The sequence below is a fragment of the Pseudomonas sp. Mn2068 genome (assembly GCF_049319725.1).
Taxonomy (GTDB): domain Bacteria; phylum Pseudomonadota; class Gammaproteobacteria; order Pseudomonadales; family Pseudomonadaceae; genus Aquipseudomonas; species Aquipseudomonas gingeri.
In genome coordinates this window covers 320,366-338,354 of sequence record NZ_JBMOUG010000008.1, presented here as the reverse complement: position 1 = coordinate 338,354, position 17,989 = coordinate 320,366, and the positions used below count along the sequence as shown (strand labels likewise).

Sequence of the window (17,989 nt, the reverse complement as noted above, 5' to 3'; positions counted from 1 at the left end):
GCTCCTGGTCGCTGCTGCGACGGTGTAGGCGTCATCGGTGTCTGCCGTTAACGTAACTGCGCATTCCGCGGGGGCTTACTCGCCCTCGGGACCACGCAGGTTTTCAAACTGGGACATGCCATCGGGAATCAGATTGCGCACGATCGCCGCAAAGTCGGCGTGGACCAGATTCTTCGCCCGGTTCAACAGCACCGGCAACGGGCTCGAGGGCTCGTGGCGAGTGTAGTAGGCGAGGATCCGATCGAGGCTGCGTAACACGTCGTCGCGGTTGCCGATCTCGCCCGTGGCGCGTGGAGTCGCGGCTGCAGGGGCGTCGACCGGGGGGTATCCGCTGGTGTCGGCGGGGCTTTCGGCGGCCTCGGTTTCCGGCTCGCCGGCGCTGTCCGGGGCGTACTCGGCGAGCACCTGCAACGCGAGCTTGAGCGGCTGGCGCAAGGCGCTCAGGTCGACGCCCTGGGCCGAGCCGACCTGTTCGGAGACGAAGCGCTCGATGGCGTCGAGGGCGCTGCGGGCCTCGGTCAGGCTGCGGCGCACGGCGTCCAGTTGCTGCGGATCGCTGTCGCGCAGGGCGCCGCCCAGCTCGTCGGCGTTCAGGCTCTCGTCGGAGAAACTCTGCAGGCCGCTGGCGTTCAGCGCCGCGCGCAGGGTGACGGTACCGAAGGCCCGGGAGCGGGTCAGCACGCTTTCGCGCAGCAGGCGGACATTGGTCTCGCAGGCCAGGCCCGAGAGCGCATTGACCCGCACCGTGGGGTCATTGTCGTCATCGGCATCGAGCTGCGGGTAAAGCTCGGCCCAGTACTGCTGGAGCAGCTGGCTGATCAGGTTCAGGGCATCGTTCAGGCCGGCGAAACCGTCGAGGGCCAGGGCGCTTTGCGTCAGGAAGTGGGTGATGCGCAGGTCTTTGCTGCGCTGCAGCAGGGACGTGCTCGACTGTTCGATGGCACGCCAGGCGGGGGGCTCGGCAGGTTGCACCGAATCGCCCATGCTACGCTCGGGTTTGCCTTGGGCGTCGCGCTCCAATTGCAAGAATTGCGCGTCATATTCCAGGTCCTCGCCACAGGGCGAGTTCGCGGAAACAGCGGCGAGCAACAATGGCACGTCCAGCAAAATCGATCTCCTTATCTGCTGGCAAAGTGCCAGCTATTTCCTGTGAAAGTTCCCGGGAGGAAAGTCTCATAGTTCTCGTTGATATTGGCTGCTTGATATCACGTAGCCATCATGTATAAACGAGAAGTTGTGCATTTTTGGTGTAGTACTTGGGGCTTGTCAAGGTAAGCTATCTGCCCTTTGTTACCGTTGTGACGGACTCGGCAAGGCTGACGACTCATGGGTCATGCCGTGTACGATTGTAAGAAAATTGTGGGTAGAATCCGGTAGTTTCGCCGAACTGGCTGAAATCAATAGGTTTTTATCCAGGGTTTGCAAGGCCCGGACGGGGCTCGCCGCAAGGTCGTTGTGGCGGGCTGGCCGCGCGTGGAAGTACTGCAAGGAGGCGCAATGTCGCTGTGTTTGACTATCACTAGTTATCACAAGATCACCCCCGGCCAATGTCCCGAGAAATCCATGGACAAGGGAGTGATGGCAATTGGCCGTAGTTCTGAAAATGACTGGGTACTTCCCGATCCGGAGCGGCTGGTTTCTTCCCGACATTGCGTTATTCAATATAAGGACGGACGTTACTATCTGACCGATAACAGCACCAATGGAGTGGAACTGGTCAATGCCGGTATCCGTTTGCGCAGGGGTAACAGCGAGCCATTGCAGGATGGCGAAGTTATCCGTATCGGTGAATACGAGATCCGCGCACGTATCGACTTCAACCTGCAACTGGCCGATGCCGCGTTTTCCGGCGTGGACTCTTCCAACAGTTTCGAGGCGCTGATGGGGCGTGCCGCGCCAGCGCCGACGCCTGTGCCGGTCAATACGCCCGCGGTGCATTTCCAGGGCGGCTCGGCGATGGATACCTTGCCCGACCTGTTCGACTTCCTGACACCCACCAGCGTGCCGCCGGCCACCCAGCCGGATCATGTGCCGGCGCAGCAGCATGATTTCCGTCCGCCGACTCCCCTGAGCCCGCCGGTTGCCGTGGCCGCACCCGCGGTCGTTCCCGCCGCCGGGGTGATTCCCGAAGACTGGGACCTGTTCGGCGATACGCCGAAGGTGGCGATCAACCCGCCGCCACCGGTCCCGGTAGCGATACCGGAGATTATCGAGCCGATTCCCGCGCCGCCCGCGGCAGTGGTCGAACCGCTCGTGGCCCCTGTGGTGCCGGCCGTTGATTCACCGTCGACGGCCGGGTCGCAGGCGGCCCTGCTGCAAGCCTTCCTGCGCGGTGCGGGCCTGGATCAGTTGCGTATCGACGGCGCCCAGGTGGAAGCGCAGATGGAGGCCATCGGTCGCAGTTATCGGCTGATGGTCGAAGGACTGATCGATGTCCTGCGGGCGCGCAGCAGCCTCAAGGGCGAATTCCGCATGCAGCAGACGATGATCCGCCCGGTGGAAAACAATCCGCTGAAATTTGCCCCGAACGCCGATGAGGCGCTGCTGTTGCTGCTGCGCCATGGCAACCAGGCCTTCATGGCCCCGGACCAGGCGGTGCGGGACAGTTTCGATGACTTGCGGGCCCACCAGCTGGCGGTCATGGCCGGGGTGGAAGCGGCGATCAAGCACCTGCTCAAGCGCTTCGAACCGGCCGAACTGGAGGCCCGCATGAGCCGGCCCGGCGGCCTGTCGAACCTGTTCAGCGGTTCGCGCCAGGCACAGTACTGGCAACAGTTCACCGAGCTGTACACGAACATCTCCCGCGAGGCCGAAGAGGACTTCCAGGACCTGTTCGGGCGGGAGTTCAGCCGGGCCTATGAAGAACACAGCGCGCGATTGCGCCGGGGCTAGTGGGGTGGCCACGGGGGCCTCTTCGCGGGCGAGCCCGCTCCCACAATGTCCGGGTCTTGCGCAGATTTTGTGTACGCCTGGACCCCTGTAGGAGCGGGCTTGCCCGCGAAGGCGCCAGTAGCAGCGCCACGGCGCCAACGATTTTTTGCAACACAGGATTTAACGGATAGTTCAGCACGTCATTGAGGACGCAGGATGATTCACCGAGCTTTACTCGCCGCAGCCGCGACACTGCTGCTGAGCGCATGTGCCAGGGATGCGGCGGCTCCAGCGCCCGCCGATAGCCCGGTTGCCGATAGCGCCACCGTTGTCTTGAATTTCCATGCCATCGCCGGCCTCAACCCTGGCGCCAACGGCGCGCCGGCCCCGGTGCGCGTGCGTATTTTCGAGCTGAAGAATACCGCCAACTTCAGCCGTGCCGATTATTTCGCCCTGGCCGAACGGGCCCAGGCCACCCTCGGTGCCGATCTTGTCGATCAGGACGAGGTGCTGGTCCAGCCCGGCGAACAACTGAGTGTCGAGCGCCCGCTCAATCCCGCGACCCGCCAGGTCGGGCTGGTGGTGGGCTATCGCGAAATCGACCAGGCGCTCTGGCGCAGCGTGCTCAACGTGCCGCCCCGGCAAGTCACCGACTATCAGATCAGCCTCGATGTGCGTGCCGTGCGCAGCGCCGTCGAACGCACCGCCCCTTAGGCAAACGGAGAAGCCATGTCCTGGAACAATCGAGTGGTCTGGTCGGAAGGCATGTTCATCGGAACGCAGCACTTCCAGCAGCATGACCGTTATCTGGAAAACCTGATCGACGCCCGCAGCCGCCCGCTGGCGGTCGGTGCCTGGGGTTTTTCCGAGCTGTTGATCGACCAGGGCCTGCTGGCCCAGGGCAAGCTGGCCATCGTTTCCGCCCGGGGCCTGCTGCCGGACGGCACGCCGTTCAATATTCCCCATGACGACGTGGCGCCGAGCCCGCTGAGCATCGAGGACAGCCTGCGTGACGGGGTGATCTACCTGGCGTTGCCGCTCAAGCGTGCCGGTGCCCGCGATACCGTCGACGAAGGCGAGGAACTCGGCGGCGCACGCTACCTGAGCCAGGTGCGCGAAGTGCGTGACGACAACGCCCCGTTCGAGAACCGTGCGCCGGTGGCCGTGGGCTCCCGTGCGTTGCGCCTGCTGACCACCGGCGATGGCCTGAGCGACTACGCCGCCATCGGCCTGGTGCGGATCAAGGAAAAACGTGCCGACCGCGCCCTGGTGCTGGACGACAGCTATATCCCGCCGGTGCTGGACGTGGCCGCCAGCAAGCCGCTGACGGCCTTTCGCAGCGAGCTGCTGGGCCTCCTGCACCAGCGTGGCGAAGCCCTGGCCGGGCGGGTCGTCGCTTCGGGCGCCGGCGGTGCCTCGGAGATCGCCGACTTCATGCTGCTGCAACTGGTCAACCGCGCCGAGCCGCTGGTCAATCACCTGAGCCAGCTGAGCCCGCTGCACCCCGAGCGTTTCTACAGCGAACTGGTGAGTCTGGCCGGCGAGTTTGCCACCTTTTCCCAGAGCGGCCGGCGTCCTGCCGAGTATCCGCAGTACCAGCACGATGCCCTGGTGCTGAGCTTCGCCCCGGTCATGCAGGCGCTGCGCGAAGCCTTGTCGATGCTGATCGACAGCAAGGCCACGCCGATTCCGATCGTCGAGAAAGCCTACGGTATCCATGTGGCGATGCTCGCCGACAAGACCCTGATCGACAACGCCAGCTTCATCCTGGTGGTGCGTGCCGATATCCCCAGCGAAACCCTGCGCGGGCGTTTTGCCCAGCAAAGCAAGATCGGTTCGGTGGAGCACATCCGCGACCTGGTCAACCTGCAGTTGCCGGGCATCGGTCTGTTGCCGTTGCCGGTGGCGCCGCGGCAGATCCCGTTCCACGCCGGTTCCACCTACTACGAGCTGGACCGTGGCAGCGAGCACTGGAAGCAACTGATCCACTCCGGCGGCTTCGCGTTCCATGTCGCCGGCGAGTTTCCGGGGTTGAACCTGGCCTTCTGGGCCATTCGAGGATAAGCCGCGATGCACTCCAATGAAGATCCGCTGGGCCAGCCCGCGCCGGTCCCCAACGACCGTACCCAGTTCATGCCGCGTCCCGGTGGCCGCGAGCCGCAAGCCGCTGCCCGGGCCGAGCCGGTGGCGCCCTTGTCGATGCCGGCCGCGCCGCTGCCGCTGGGCCAGTCCCAGGGCCTGAACCCGCTGGAAAGCGCCGCCGGCCCGTTGCTGGCGTTGCTGACACGCTTGCGCAACACCATCGCCCACCCGGCACCGGCGAGCCTGCGCGCGCAATTGCTGGCCTACCTGCGCCAGTTCGAAGAGCGCGCCGAAGCCGCCGGCGTGGCCCGCAACGAAGTGCTGCTGGCGCGCTACGCGCTGTGCACCGCCCTCGATGAAGCCGTGCTCAGCACGCCGTGGGGCAGCGCCAGTGAATGGGGCAAGCAGAGCCTGCTGATCACTGTGCACAACGAGGCCTGGGGTGGCGAAAAGGTCTTCCAGCTGCTCGAACATTGCCTGCAGAGCCCGCGCGAACGCCTGTATCTGCTGGAGCTGCTGTACCTGTGCATCTGCCTGGGGTTCGAAGGTCGTTATCGGGTGATGAACGACGGTCGCAGCCAGCTCGATGCCCTGCGCGAACGCACCAGCGCGGCGATCCGCAGCGCCCGTGGCGAGTACGAGCGCGAGCTGTCGCCCCATTGGCGCGGCCTGAGCGTGGTGCGCGACCGCCTGAGCCAGTTCATGCCGCCCTGGGTCGGTGTCGCCATCGGCCTGGCGTTGCTGCTGGCGCTGCTGTTCGGCCTGCGCCTGAAGCTGGCCGCCGACGCCGAGCCGGTGTTCAAGAATATCCATGCCCTGGGCGAGATCCCGGTGCAGACCATCGACCGTCCGGTGGTGCAGCCCAAGCTGGTGGAGCGGCCGCGCCTGGCGGGGTTCCTCGCCGAGGAGATCAAGGCTGGCAAGGTCGCCGTCGAAGACAAGGTCGATCGCTCGGTGGTGACCATTCGCGGCGACGAACTCTTTGCCTCGGCCAGCTCCAGCATCGTCGATGACTTCCAGCCGCTGATGCTGCGCATCGCCGACGCCATCCACAAGGTCAAGGGCCAGGTGCGGGTCACCGGCCACAGCGACAACCGCCCGATCGCCACCCTGCGTTTCCCGTCGAACTGGGCCTTGTCCCAGGCGCGGGCCGAGCAGGTGCTGCAGATCCTCGCGGCGAAGACCGGCCAGCCGGAACGTTTCAGCGCCGAAGGGCGCAGCGACACCGAGCCCTTGGCCTCGAACGCCACGGCCGAGGGCCGGGCGAAGAATCGTCGGGTGGAAATCACAGTCTTGGCGGAGGGAGTCGAGTGAAGGCGTTTTTCGGTTTTGTCATTCGCTGGGTGATCCCGTTGCTGGGGCTGATCGCCCTGAGCCTGATCATCTGGTTCGTCGGCCCGCTGCTGGAAGCGCTGGTGCCGCCAGGGCGGCGCTGGGCGCTGATCATCCTGATCTTCGCGGTGTGGATCGGCTATCGCCTGTTCCGCCTGATCCAGGCCCGCCGCCAGGCGGCGAAAGTCATGCAGAGCCTGGCCGCGGAAACCGCGCCGGACCCCGCCAGCGTGGCCACCGCCGAGGAGCTGGCGACCTTGCGCCAGCGCATGGACGAGGCGCTGGTGCTGCTCAAGAAGGCCAAGCTCGGCGGTGACGAGCGGCGCAACCTGTACGAGTTGCCGTGGTACGTGATCATCGGCCCACCGGGTTCGGGCAAGACCACCGCGCTGGTCAATTCCGGGATGCACTTCCCCCTGGCCGCGCAACTCGGCGCCGGGGCGATCCGCGGGGTCGGCGGCACGCGCAACTGCGACTGGTGGTTCACCGACGAAGCGGTGCTGCTGGACACCGCCGGGCGCTACACCACCCAGGACAGCCATGCCCAGGTGGACAAGGCGGCCTGGCTGGGCTTCCTCGACCTGCTCAAGACCCAGCGTTCGCGCCGGCCCATCGACGGCGCCTTCATCGCCATCAGCCTGTCCGACCTGCTGCTGAGCACCGACGCGGAGCGGGCGGCCCATGCCACCGCGATCCGCGCGCGGATCCAGGAGTTGTACACCCAGCTCGGGGTGCGCTTCCCGATCTACCTGATGCTGACCAAGCTGGACCTGGTGCCGGGGTTCATGGAGTTCTTCGATGCCCTGAGCAAGGAAGAACGGGCGCAGGTCTGGGGCATGACCTTTGCCCTGGACGACGGCAAGAACGCCGAAGGTCCGCTGTTGCATTTCAAGAGCGAATTCGCCGCGCTTGAGCAGCGCCTCAACGCCCGCCTGGTGGAGCGCCTGCAGCAGGAACGCGACCCGGCGCGGCGCGACCTGATCTACGGTTTCCCGCAGCAGTTCGGCGCGCTGAAGGAATGCCTGCAGAGCTTCCTCGACGGCGTGTTCAAGCCCAACGCCTATGAAGACCGGGCGCTGTTGCGCGGCGTGTACTTCACCAGCGGCACCCAGGAAGGCAGCCCGATCGACCGCCTGATCGGTGCCATGGCCCAGAGCATGAACCTGGACCGCCAGCAACTGGCCCGCCAGAGCGGTACCGGGCGCAGCTATTTCATCGAGAAGCTGTTCACCGCCGTGGCTTTCGCCGAGCGCGGACTGGTCGGCGTCAACCCCAAGGTCGAGCGCCGGCGCAAATGGCTGGCCCGTGGCGTACTGGCGGCAACGGTCGCGGTGGTGCTGCTGGTGGGCTCGCTGTGGCTGGTGAGCTACCGCGCCAACCAGGCCTATATCGCCCAGGTCGACCAGAAGGTCGCGCCGCTGGGCCAGAGCGTGCAGAACCTCAGCCCGGCGCAGCGCGATGTGCTGGCGGTGCTGCCGCTGCTCAACGCGGTCAGGCACCTGGCCGGCGATGCGCCGGGCTGGTCCGAAGGGCTGGGGCTGTATCAGGGCGACATGCTCGAGGCCGAGTCCGCCAGTGTCTATCGCAAGCTGTTGATCGCGGTGTTCGCGCCGCGCCTGCTGACCCGGGTCGAGGAACAACTGCACGGCGGCGGCAACTCGGACTTCCTCTACGAGGGGCTGAAGGCCTACCTGATGCTGGCCGACAACGAGCATTACGATCCGGAGTTCATCAAGGCCTGGATCGCCCTCGACTGGGACCGCAGCCTGCCCCGTGACCTGCCGCCGGAGCAGCGGCTGGCTCTGGGCGAGCACCTCAAGGCGCTGTTCGAGCGCCGTCCGCCGAATGCCCGGCTGGACGAGCGGCTGATCGACGACCTGCGCCGCCAGTTGCAGCAACTGCCGGTGGCGCAGCGGGTCTACGACCGCGTCAAGCGCCAGAAGCTGCCGGAAGGAGTGCCCGATTTCCGCCTGAACGAAGCCGCCGGTCGCGATGCCGCGCTGGTCTTCAGTCGCAAGAGCGGCAAGCCCCTGGGCGATCCCCTGAGCGGCTTCTTCACTGCCAGGGGCTATCGCGAGGCGTTCCTGCTGAGCAGCCTGAGCCAGGCCGGAACCCTGGCCGAAGAACAGTGGGTACTGGGGCGTGACCAGGCCGAGCAACAGAATGTCTCCAGCCTGGCGGCAGATGTGCGCCGCCTGTACTTCCAGGACTACCTGCGCCAGTGGGATGCCCTGCTGGCGGATATCGACTTTGTGCCGATCACCAGCGTGGCCCAGGCGGCCGATGTCCTGCGGGTGATATCCGGACCGACCTCGCCACTGAAAAAACTGCTGGTGGCGGTGGCCAGGGAAACCGACCTGCAGCAGGAAGAACGTCTGCTGGCGGCCCAGGGCAAGAAGGTCGACAGCGGGGTCGACCAGATCAAGCAGCGCCTGGGTTCGATGCTCGGCCAGGAACAGGCGGCCGGCACCGCGCCGGCGGCGGCGGGCGAGGACCCGGTCAGCGCGCACTTCGCTGAACTCAATGCCCTGGTCAACAAGGGCGAGGGGGAGCCGGCGGCCATCGATGGCCTGCTGGCGGACATGAACGCACTGTATGTGCAGGTCAGCGCCATGGTCGGTGCCAGTGGCGATGCCTTGCTCGGTGAAGCGAAGAACCAGGCCAGCGCCGCCGCCGCGCGGGTCAGCCTGACCGCCGAGCGCCAGCCACCGCTGGTCCAGGGGCTGGTCAAGTCGGTGGTCAGCTCCACCACCAACAGCATGATGGGCGGGGTGCGCAACCAGCTGAACGCGGCCTGGACCAGCGAAGTGGTGAATGTCTACCGGCAGTCCCTCAGCGGTCGTTATCCGCTGGCCTCCGGCAGTGCCCGGGACGCGACCCTGGATGACTTCGGCCAGTTCTTCGGGGTGGGCGGGGTGATGGACAACTACTTCCGCAAATACCTGCAGCCCTACGTCGATACCTCGGCGGCGACCTGGCGCTGGCAGCCGGGTGCGGCGCAGAAGCTGGGGATCGCACCGGGCGTGTTGCAGACCTTCCAGCGCGCCGCGTCGATTCGCGATGCGTTCTTCCGCTCCGGCGGCACCCAGCCGATCGTGCGTTTCGAGTTGAAGCCGGTGGCGATGGATGCCTCGATCACCCAGTTCCTGCTCGACCTCGATGGCCAGCAGATCAGCTACGACCACGGCCCGAGCCGGCCGGTGGCGATGCAATGGCCCAACCCCGGAAGTATCGGCGTGGTCCGCCTGTCGATCTCGCCGCCCTCGGCGACCGGTCGTTCCGGCATCACCCTGGATGGCCCGTGGGCCTGGTTCCGCCTGCTGGAGCAGTCGGACCTGGACGCCGGCAATTCCCCGGACCGCTTCAACCTGCGCTTGCGTGTGGACGGCGCGAGCATCTCCTACGAGCTGCGCGCCAACAGCGCCTTCAACCCGTTCAAGAGTCGTGTGCTCAGCGGCTTCAGCCTGCCGGAGCGCCTATGACGACAGTGGGTTTCTACGGCAAGCTGGCCAGCCGCGGCGACTTTGTCAGTCGCGGCCTGCCCCAGGGCTTCGTGCAGCCCTGGGACGCCTGGCTGGCGTCCGGCCTGCTCGCCAGCCAGCAGCAACTGGGCAGCGACTGGCTGAATGTGTACCTGGTCAGCCCGCTCTGGCGTTTTGTCCTGGCACCGGGCGTCTGTGGGCCCGAGGCGATCGCCGGCGTGCTGATGCCGAGCATCGACCGGGTCGGCCGCTATTTTCCGCTGACCATCGCCCAGCCGCTGGACGCCGGGCATGCCCTGGCGACGGTGGTGGGCGGCGCCGATGACTGGTTCGAACAGGCCGAGGCGCTGTTGCTGGCGACCCTGGAAGAAGAGGCCGGTTTCGAGGCCTTCGACCAGGGCGTCCAGGACCTCGGCGCACTGTTGTTTGCCAACAAGCCCCCGACCTGCGATTTCGCCGGGTTGCAGCGCTTTGCCGCGCTCGATGCGCAGAGTCGTGGCCTGGCCCTGGCCGAGCAGGCCTGTGTCGGCGCGAGCCTGTGGTGGGGACGTGGTTCGCAGCGGATCGCCGCCGGCCTGATGCGCTGCACGGGGTTGCCGGCGACCGCCGATTTCGGCAGTTTCCTGTTGGGCAGCGGAGTGTCGAACTAGATGTCCAGCACACCTGCAATCACTTATCAGTCCGCCAGCTACAGCCATGTCGGCATGGTTCGCCAGATCAACGAAGATGCTTGCCTGGAATTGCCCGATGCCGGCCTGTGGGCCGTCGCCGATGGCATGGGCGGTCACGCGGCGGGCGATTACGTCGCCAGCCTGATCGTCGACACCTTGCGGCGCATTCCGCCATCGGACTCCCTGGCGATCTACAGCAATGCCCTGCGCACGCGGCTGGCCGAGGTCAACGCGGCGGTCCGCGAGGAAACGAGCAACCGTGGTGTCACGATGATGGGCAGTACCGTGGTCCTGCTGGCGGTGCGCGGCGATGCCGCGGTCTGCCTGTGGGCCGGCGACAGCCGCCTGTATCGCCTGCGCGACGGCCAGCTGGAGAGCATTTCCCGCGATCACAGCTATGTCCAGGACCTGCAGGACAGCGGCCTGCTCAGCGAGGCCGAGGCGCGGGTGCATCCACGGGCCAATATCGTCACCCGGGCGATTGGCGTCGAGACGCAACTGGAACTGTCGACGAGCAACTTCCAGGTGCTCTCCGGCGACAGCTACCTGCTGTGCAGCGACGGCCTGAACAAGACCGCCGAGGACGCGGAGATCCGCGACGTGCTCGGCCACCCGGATCCCTATGAGGTGGTGCGCAGCCTGGTGCACCTGGGCCTGACCCGGGGCGCCCCCGACAACATTACGGCGATCGTCGTCAAAGCCACCTGAAGACACCCCAACCCATGGACATACTGATTCCCGGATTCGACATCGACGGCGAGATTGGCGAAGGCGCCATGGCCACCGTCTACCTGGCGACTCAACGGTCGCTGGAGCGCAAGGTGGCGCTGAAAGTCATGGCGGCCGCGCTGGCCGCCGACCCGAGCTTCTGCGAGCGCTTCCTGCGCGAAGGCCGGACCCTGGCGCGGCTGTCGCACCCGCATACCGTGACCATCCACGATATCGGCAATGTCGGCGAGCTGTACTACATGGCCATGGAGTACCTGCCCAACGGCACGCTCAAGGAGCGCATCGCCGCCGGCCTGAGCCCGGAGCAGGGCCTGGGCTATATCCGCCAGATCGCCTCGGCGCTGGGGTATGCCCATGCCCAGGGCCTGGTGCACCGCGATGTGAAACCGGCCAACATCCTGTTCCGCGCCGACGGTACCGCGGTGCTCTCGGACTTCGGCATCGCCAAGTCGCTGGACGACCGTACCCAGTTCACCCAGGCCGGATTCGCGGTCGGCACGCCGAGCTACATGAGCCCGGAGCAGGCGCGGGGCCAGGATATCGACGGTCGCGCCGACCTCTATGCGCTGGGCGTGGTGCTCTACGAGATCCTCGTCGGCAAGCTGCCGTATACCGGCACCGATGCGCTGTCCACGGCGCTGGCGCACCTCACTGAGCCGTTGCCGGAGCTGCCGATCCAGCACGGTCGTTACCAGGACATCCTGCGTCGGCTGCTGGCCAAGGACCCGGCGGAGCGTTTCCCCGATGCGGCGGCCTTGCTGGCGGCGCTGGACAACCTGCCGCCCGAGACGCTGGAGTCGACCCTGATCCAGCCCCTGGCGGTGCCGACGCCGGTTGCGCAGCCGATGCCGTCCCCGGGAACTGACCTGGGTGGGCTGACGCCGGTCTCGATCGAGATTCCCACCCGCGCGCCGGCACAACCCGCGCCCGCGCCGCGCCCGGCTGCGCAACCGGTGCTCGATCCGGCTGCCGGCTCGCAGCAGCGCCGTGGCCCGGTGCTCGCGTTGCTGGCCGTGGCCGTGGCGGCCGCCCTGGGCATCGGCGGCGCGGGCTACTGGTGGCTGAGCGCCGATGCCCCGGCGAAACCCCCTGCGGGCGGTCAGTCGAGCGCCAGCGCCACGACGTCTTCGTCAACGCCGCCGGGAGCGACCACAGGCTCATCGGCGACGGCCACCGCGGCGACGAAACCACCTGCGGCCTCGGACAAGCCGACCACGCCGACCAGTGGCTCGTCGACCACGCCGTCGACGGCACTCCCGACCGTCGGCGAACCGACGCCGGGCGAAGCGGACGGCGGCAATCGCCCCTTGCTCATGGCGGGCAAGAAGACCCTGTTCCAGCGCGTACTGAGCCAGCCCGGCGCACAGCTCTACAGTTCGCCGGGGGGACAGAAGGACAAGGTCCTGCCGGCGTTCTCGGTGCTTTATGTCTATCAGCGCAAGCATGTCGACGGCGCCGATTGGGTGCGCGTCGGCGCGGCCAGCGACGGACGCAGCGCGGGCTGGCTGCCGGGCGCGAAGGTCAGCGAGTGGAAGCAGAGCCTGGTGCTGAAATTCACCGAGCGCTCCGGACGGGCACCGGTGATGTTCCTGCGCCAATCCGCCGATCTCGACCGCCTGCTGGCCGATCCGTCGGCGGCGAAGAACCTGCTGCTCAACGCCCAGAAGAATCCGGCGGACGACCAGCGCGTGCTGGCCCTGGAACCGGCGGCCAGCGCCGTGCCGCAGAACCAGTTCTACCTGCTGCCGATTTTCGCCTCGCGGGAAAGCTTCGATGAAAACGGCCAGCCGGTGCAGTTGCTCAATGTCGCCTCGATCGATCCCGGCACCGGTGGGCAAAGCACCGGCAACGGCGCCGCGCCCGTAGCGGCGGCGACCGACAGCTTCCGTACCGCCATCGTGCTGGTGGTGGACACCACGGTGTCGATGCAGCCCTATATCGACCAGATCCGCGATGTGGTCCACGAACTGCAAAGCCAGATCGCCCAGCGCGGCGAGCTGGACAGCGTGAGTTTCGGCCTGGTGGGCTTTCGCAACAACATCCAGAAGACCCCCGGCCTGGAGTACCTGACCAAGACCCTGGTGACCCTCGACCAGGGCCGCGATCCCGAGCGCTTCCTCGAACTGGCGCGGCAGGTCAAGGCATCGACGGTGTCGAGCCATTCGTTCAACGAGGACTCCTTCGCCGGGGTCATGCAGGCGGTCAACGGCATGGACTGGTCGGGCTACGGCGGGCGCCTGATCCTGCTGGTCAGCGACGCCGGTTCACTGCGCAAGAACGACCCCTACAGCAGCACCCAGATGAACGAGGCGGAGATTCGCCAGGCGGCGCTGGGCAAGCAGATCAAGATCTACGCGCTGCACCTGCGCAGCGATGCCGGGAAGAAGAATCACGCCTTCGCCGAGCAGCAGTACCGGACCCTGACCGCCGACGCCAACCCGAAGATCGGCGATCTCTATATCCCGGTCCAGGGTGGCGATGTGCGCAAGCTCGGCGAACGGGTCGGCGAGATCGGCTCGGTATTCGCCAACCTCGTGCACCAGGTGCGCAGCAACCAGGCGCAGGCCGTGCCGCTGCTGGCGGCGGCGCCGAGCCTGGCGGACAAGTCGGCGGCCATCGGCTATGCGATGCACATGGATTTCCTCGGCCGCAAGGGTGCCAGCCAGGCGCCGCAGCTGGTCAGTGCCTGGACCGCCGACCGCGACCTGACCAACCCGGCCCTGCCGGCGTTCCAGGTCTGCGTGATGCTGACCAAGCTGCAGCTCAACGATCTGCAGCAGTCGCTGAAACTGATTGTCGATGCCGCGCGCAAGACCCAGACCTCGCCCAAGGATTTCTTCCAGGAAATCGCCAGCGCCAGCGCCTACATGAGCCGCGATCCGGCGGCCCTGCGCAAGGGCGGCAACCTCGCCGACGGCGGCGTGCTCGGCGAGTACCTGGAAGGCCTGCCGTATCGCAGCAAGTCGCTGAGCATAACCCAGGACCTGTGGTTGTCCCTGAGCGTCGCCGAGCAGGAAGACTTTATCGACGAGCTGGATTCGAAGATCCGTCTCTACGAGACCTTCCACAACGATGTGGCCAACTGGGTCCGGTTCGGCGATGCCGAGCCGGGTGACGCGCTGTATCGCGTGCCGTTGTCGACGCTGCCGTGATGATCAGCCTGCGCGAGGTGCGCAAGACGCGCGGCGAGGGCGCCCAGCGCTACAGTCTGGTGGTTCCGCGCCTGACCCTGGCGCCCGGCCAGCAGTGGGCGGTGGTCGGTCCCAGCGGCTGCGGCAAGAGTACCTTGCTCGACCTCCTGGCGCTGGTGTCGGCGCCGGATCGCGCGGGGCTGTTCGCCTTCGATGACCACAGTGGCGCGCTGGATATCGCCGCGCTCTGGCGCCAGGGGCGGCACGCACGGCTGGCGGAGTTGCGCAGCCGCTACCTCGGCTATGTGTTGCAGACCGGCGGCCTGCTGGGCTTTCTCGATGTGCGCGGGAATATCGGGCTGTCGCGCAAGCTGCTGGGAATGGGCGACGACGGCACGGTGCAGCGGCTCTCCGAGCAGCTGGAAATCGCCGATCAACTGGACAAGCCGCCCCGCGATCTGTCGGTGGGGCAGCGCCAGCGGGTCGGTTGTGCCCGGGCCCTGGCCCATGGGCCGCGACTGTTGCTGGCCGACGAGCCGACCGCGGCGCTCGATCCGCTGAATGCCGGGCGGGTCATGCAGTTGCTGTTGAACCAGGCCCGCGAGCAGGGTGCGTGTTGCGTGATTGCCAGCCATGACGAAGCCCTGGTGCGCGAGTTGGGGTTGGCGGTGCTGCGTATCAGTTGCCGGCGCGATGCCGATGGCGGTGTCACCGCGACCCTGGGAGCGGCATTGTGATGCGCGCTGCGCTGGTGGCGGCGCTGGCCTGGCAGGACTATCGCGCCGATGCCCGGCTGTCGGCCTGTTCGGTGCTGGCGCTGGTGGCGGTGATCGCGCCGCTGCTGGTGCTGTTCGGCCTCAAGTTCGGGCTGGTCAGCAGCCTGACCGAGCGGCTGGAGCGGGACCCGACGGTGCGCGAGGTCATTCCCCTGGGCGGCGGTCGCTTCAACGCGGCCTATATCGCCGAGCTGGGGCGGCGCGAAGACGTGGCGTTCGCCTTGCCGCGTACCCGGCAGATCGCCGCCACCGCCGATCTGTCCCTCGACAGGCAGGGCCCGGCGCTGAACGTCGAGATGCTGCCGACCGCCGAGGGCGATCCGTTGCTGGGCGGCCTGCCGGCACCGATCGGGTTGGCGGCGATGCTGTTGAGCCAGACGGCCGCGGAGAAGCTCGGGGCCAAGGCGGGGGACTGGCTGGAGGTGTCCTTCAGCCGGCAGGTGGCGGGCCGGGTGGAAAGCCAGCACACACAGATCCGCGTGCAGGCGGTGCTGCCGCTGGAGGCCTTCGGTCGCGATGCGCTGTTTGCGCCGCTGGGCCTGCTGGAGGCCGCGGAAGATTATCGCGACGGTCGTGGCGTGCCGTTGCTGGGCTGGAGCGGCGAGCCGGCGGGTTCCGCCGCGCAGCGGGTGTATCCGGCCTTCCGCCTGTATGCCCGCGAGCTGGGCGATGTCGAGCCGTTGCGCCGCTATTTCGCCGAGCGCGGCCTGCTGGTCTCGACCCAGGCCCAGACCATTGCCCAGGTGCAGTCCCTGAGCCGCAACCTGTCCATCGTGTTCTGGATCATCGCCGCGCTGGCCCTGGCCGGTGCCTTCGCGGCGATTTGCGCCGGGGCGCTGGCGGCGGTCGAGCGCAAGCGTCGCGAGCTGTCGGTCCTGCGCCTGCTCGGCCTGGGAACCGGTGCCCTGCTCCTGTTCGTGGTGCTGCAGGCGCTCTACAGCGGGCTGTTCGCCGCGGCGTTGAGCGTGGCGCTGTACGCCGTGGCGGAGCAGGGCCTGAATCATCTGTTTGTGCAGGTGGCCGGCGAATACGCCAGTCAGTTGCTGTGGCGCCACTATGTGCTGGCACTTTTCTCGGTGTTGGTGGTCTGTGCTCTGGCTGCAGCCCTCGGTGGCTGGCGCGTGGCACGGATAGAAGCTTCGGAAGGAATCAGAGATGTTTAAGCTGCGCAGCGCGGCCCTGGCGGTTGTTGTCGGTTCCCTGATCGCGGGGGGCATGGCCCTGGCCGACGACGACGGCAACAAGCTGGACAACCCCAAGCCCTTGAGTGGCGATATCAGCCTGCCGCTGCCGTGCGACGGCGAGATGGTGTTCCGCTACGTCTATATCCTCGCCCAGGGCACCCTGGATGACCGCGAGATCAGCCTGGGTTATCCCTTCAGCGAAGACGAACCCGGCTACAAGCAGTCGTTCATTTCCGGCTACCGGCGCGATTTCATCAACGGCCAGTTCACCCTCAAGGATCTGCCGGCCGATTGGCAGAAAGCCATTTCCCCGGCCCTGCCGAAAACCGACAGCGGCTCGCCGTTGAAGCCGATGTTCTATTTCATGGGCAAATACCCGGTTACGGCGCGCCAGTACGCGCTGGTCATGGCCCAGGCGCAGTCGCTGGCCAGCGGCGAGCCGGCCCCGGCCTGCGAGGCACCGGAGGGCATTGCCGGGCGCCTGCCCAAGGTCAAGGTCTCGCGGTTTGATGCCGAGCGTTTTTCCGCGGTCTACAGCGCCTGGCTGATGAAGTATCACCGTGATCGCTTGCCGGTCAGTGGGCGTGGTTCATCGGCCGACGACGGCGGCCTGGGGTTCGTGCGCCTGCCCACTGAAGTCGAGTGGGAGTTCGCGGCCCGCGGTGGCCAGGCGGTCAGTCGCCAGGACCTGGAAGGCCGGCTGTTTCCCCGGCGTCAGCCAGGCAGCGACAGCGACGGCCCGCTGGCCGATTACGCGGTGTTCAACCAGGTTGCCGGCGGCACCGGCCAGGCCGCGCGGCTGATGCCGGTGGGCACCAAGCTGCCCAATCCCATCGGCCTGTTCGATGTGATCGGCAATGCCGCGCAGATGGTCCAGGAATCCTTCCAGCTGGTGCACGCCGGGCGGCGCCAGGGCGCCTATGGCGGCTTCGTGGTCAAGGGCGGCAACTACCTCGAAGGCGAAGGCACGCTGTTTACCGGCATGCGCCGCGAGTACCCGCTGTTCGCCGCAGACGGCACCGAGCAGAGCAATGAGACCACCGGCTTCCGGGTGGCCATCGGCGCGTTGTCGGCGCCGCGCTCGCGCTACAAGGAGCTGTTCAGCCAATGGGAGAAGGAGGGCCGCCTGGCCGCCCTGACCGATGCCATCGACGATGCCCAGGACCCGACCAAGCGCCTGGACGGGATCATTTCCGCCAGCACCGACCCGCGCCTGCAGGCCGAACTGGGACTGGTCAACGAAGAGCTCAAGCGCAACGTCTCGCTGATCGCCCGCCAGCGCGAGGAGGCCGCCGGCAACCTGATCCAGTCGGCGGCCCTGGTGGCCGAAACCGTCAACAACTACAACATCCGCCTGACCAACCTGAAGAAGAGCCGCCAGCAGGCCCTCGATGCCAAGGACGAAGCCAGCGCCGCGCTGTTCGCCACCGCCATCGATAACGGCAGCAGCGCCCTGGACGGCGCCGTGGCGATCTATATCGACAACCTGGCAACGGCCACGCGCTACACCGATGCGGTGATCCAGGCGCAGTTCCAGCGGGTCAGGGAAGAACTCAATCGCAAGCCCGTGCTCGGCAACAGCCTGGTGGCGCGGGCGACCTTGTTCGTTCGTCATGTCGGGGACTACCGCAAGCAGCAGCGGGCCGATCCGGCGGCGATCTTGAAAGCGTTACTCGCATCGACCGCGCAGAAGCCTTGAGCGGTCGTGATCCGGCGAGTGTAGAGGGGATC

The 17,989-nt window shown here is 66.9% G+C and carries 12 protein-coding genes; 11 read left to right on the top strand and 1 reads right to left on the bottom strand.

The window, feature by feature from the left end:
* Window positions 1-75: 75 nt before the first annotated feature.
* Window positions 76-1,104, bottom strand: a complete 1,029-nt coding sequence (gene tssA, locus ACL9RJ_RS20455) for a type VI secretion system protein TssA (protein ID WP_177119770.1) — start codon at window positions 1,102-1,104, stop codon at window positions 76-78.
* Window positions 1,105-1,497: 393 nt separating this feature from the next.
* Between tssA and tagH the strand changes: the two genes are divergently transcribed.
* From tagH to ACL9RJ_RS20400, 11 genes are all read left to right on the top strand, one after another.
* Entirely contained in the window at window positions 1,498-2,892 is a 1,395-nt protein-coding gene (gene tagH, locus ACL9RJ_RS20450) for a type VI secretion system-associated FHA domain protein TagH (RefSeq protein ID WP_177108423.1), read from the top strand.
* 195 nt (window positions 2,893-3,087) lie between these two features.
* A complete protein-coding gene (tssJ, locus tag ACL9RJ_RS20445; RefSeq protein ID WP_103032606.1) occupies window positions 3,088-3,585 on the top strand; it encodes a type VI secretion system lipoprotein TssJ in 498 nt (165 codons plus the stop codon).
* 15 nt (window positions 3,586-3,600) lie between these two features.
* On the top strand, window positions 3,601-4,935 hold the full coding sequence (tssK, locus tag ACL9RJ_RS20440) for a type VI secretion system baseplate subunit TssK (protein WP_177087254.1): 1,335 nt from the start codon (window positions 3,601-3,603) through the stop codon (window positions 4,933-4,935).
* A gap of 6 nt (window positions 4,936-4,941) precedes the next feature.
* Window positions 4,942-6,267: a DotU family type VI secretion system protein gene (locus ACL9RJ_RS20435; protein ID WP_177087252.1), complete on the top strand. Its 1,326-nt coding sequence runs from the start codon at window positions 4,942-4,944 to the stop codon at window positions 6,265-6,267.
* Window positions 6,264-9,767: a type VI secretion system membrane subunit TssM gene (gene tssM / locus ACL9RJ_RS20430; RefSeq protein WP_422765603.1), complete on the top strand. Its 3,504-nt coding sequence runs from the start codon at window positions 6,264-6,266 to the stop codon at window positions 9,765-9,767. The genes ACL9RJ_RS20435 and tssM overlap by 4 nt, the downstream gene beginning before the upstream one ends.
* Entirely contained in the window at window positions 9,764-10,417 is a 654-nt protein-coding gene (gene tagF / locus ACL9RJ_RS20425; protein WP_017125569.1) for a type VI secretion system-associated protein TagF, read from the top strand. Before tssM ends, tagF begins: the two co-directional genes overlap by 4 nt.
* A complete protein-coding gene (locus ACL9RJ_RS20420) occupies window positions 10,418-11,146 on the top strand; it encodes a PP2C family protein-serine/threonine phosphatase (RefSeq protein WP_422765602.1) in 729 nt (242 codons plus the stop codon). It abuts the gene before it with no gap.
* A gap of 14 nt (window positions 11,147-11,160) precedes the next feature.
* A complete protein-coding gene (locus ACL9RJ_RS20415; RefSeq protein WP_422765601.1) occupies window positions 11,161-14,319 on the top strand; it encodes a serine/threonine-protein kinase in 3,159 nt (1,052 codons plus the stop codon).
* On the top strand, window positions 14,319-15,035 hold the full coding sequence (locus ACL9RJ_RS20410) for an ABC transporter ATP-binding protein (protein ID WP_422765610.1): 717 nt from the start codon (window positions 14,319-14,321) through the stop codon (window positions 15,033-15,035). The genes ACL9RJ_RS20415 and ACL9RJ_RS20410 overlap by 1 nt, the downstream gene beginning before the upstream one ends.
* Window positions 15,035-16,237 carry an FtsX-like permease family protein gene (locus tag ACL9RJ_RS20405; protein ID WP_422765599.1) on the top strand — a complete coding sequence of 401 codons (1,203 nt, stop codon included), beginning with the start codon at window positions 15,035-15,037 and terminating at the stop codon, window positions 16,235-16,237. Before ACL9RJ_RS20410 ends, ACL9RJ_RS20405 begins: the two co-directional genes overlap by 1 nt.
* Window positions 16,230-17,957, top strand: a complete 1,728-nt coding sequence (locus tag ACL9RJ_RS20400) for a formylglycine-generating enzyme family protein (protein ID WP_422765597.1) — start codon at window positions 16,230-16,232, stop codon at window positions 17,955-17,957. The genes ACL9RJ_RS20405 and ACL9RJ_RS20400 overlap by 8 nt, the downstream gene beginning before the upstream one ends.
* Window positions 17,958-17,989 lie beyond the last annotated feature (32 nt).